Below are 1,103 nucleotides of genomic sequence, written 5' to 3'. Positions count from 1 at the left end.
CTTTTCTTCCATCTTTTCCTCCTTTTTGTTCTTTTGGTTTCTTTTCTCTTTTCACGGGAATATTATACCGTACCCCCTGCCTCCTGTCAAGTTTTTTCGCAAATTAAGACCAGCTGGCAAACTATTTGAAAATTCGTTAGTTATGCCCGCTAAGGCTCTAAAAGTAGTGAAGTTTTTTCTGGCGGGGTAGAGGAGGTATCATTGAAAGAGTTTCAGAGCCAGGGTGATGCACGCGGAAACTATTGCCGATACAATCCCGGCAATGAGTGCCAACTTCCCAGCCAGAAAGCCGATTTTGTATTGCGTGTCAAGATTGACACAATTCACATTGTTTAGCCGCTCTTCCAGTTTGTCAAGCCGTTTTGAGATGCCCTCCAGTTGCCCCTCAATCCGCGCAACTGCCTCTTTGACCGCCAACAATATCTCCATATTTCACCTCACCATCGTTCCGGAATAGAGGACACGATATATTTCCCCGATATTTCGGCAATCACCCTTGACATTGGAAGGGAACGCCTATCCTGCCGGAAACTCACCCAGCAATCATATGCAGAATTGTATTGCTGGTCTGCATCGTAATGCGGACGGAACTCAACTATCCAGCCCGCTCGCAGCTTGAGCATAATGTCAAGCATTGCCTCCTCCGTGACCCCGGGGCTAAGCGGGCTGGACATCGCTACCGGGTCATAAAACTGGAACTGGATTTCGGAAGCCAACCGCCAGCCCCGTATGAACCGAACCTGCTGACCGCTCTCGGTGATTACCGGCGAAGCATCCAGCACCTCCACCCAGTCAAGCCTTGACATTTGAAAGGCGTTCAGGGGAGAGAACCGATACACTGTCGGCAAGGAAGACTGATTTTCCCGCACCAAAAAGGCGGGGGGTAAAGTTGAGAAAGTTCGCATATTATCCTCCTTCCACGAAGATTGCCCAGGGTGAATACGACCAAGTCTGAGTGATTTCTCCGGTGTCCTGGTTTCTTTCCCATTTCCGGGCGTGGTATGTTGCCGGGCTGGCGGTCAGGGTATTGACGGAAAATTCATAGGATTCCAACTCAGGTGCAATCTCTGCGAGCACCCAATAATCTCCGGGTGAGAGCGAAC

Annotated in this window: 3 protein-coding genes; all 3 read right to left on the bottom strand. The window is 49.8% G+C overall.

The genetic code is table 11. The annotated features are described in order from the left end of the window. Positions 1–198 precede the first annotated feature (198 nt). Positions 199–429, bottom strand: a complete 231-nt coding sequence (locus tag ABJK56_RS10200) for a hypothetical protein (RefSeq protein ID WP_347244564.1) — start codon at positions 427–429, stop codon at positions 199–201. Positions 430–437: 8 nt separating this feature from the next. After that, positions 438–905: a hypothetical protein gene (locus ABJK56_RS10195; protein ID WP_347244563.1), complete on the bottom strand. Its 468-nt coding sequence runs from the start codon at positions 903–905 to the stop codon at positions 438–440. 1 nt (position 906) lies between these two features. Continuing rightward, on the bottom strand, positions 907–1,103 hold a 197-nt coding region (locus ABJK56_RS10190; RefSeq protein WP_347244562.1), incomplete at its 5' end, for a hypothetical protein.

The organism is Thermogutta sp., assembly GCF_039793925.1.
In the GTDB taxonomy this organism is placed as follows: domain Bacteria; phylum Planctomycetota; class Planctomycetia; order Pirellulales; family Thermoguttaceae; genus Thermogutta.
The sequence above is the reverse complement of the archived record's forward strand: the minus strand, read 5'-3'. Positions and strand labels throughout refer to the sequence as shown.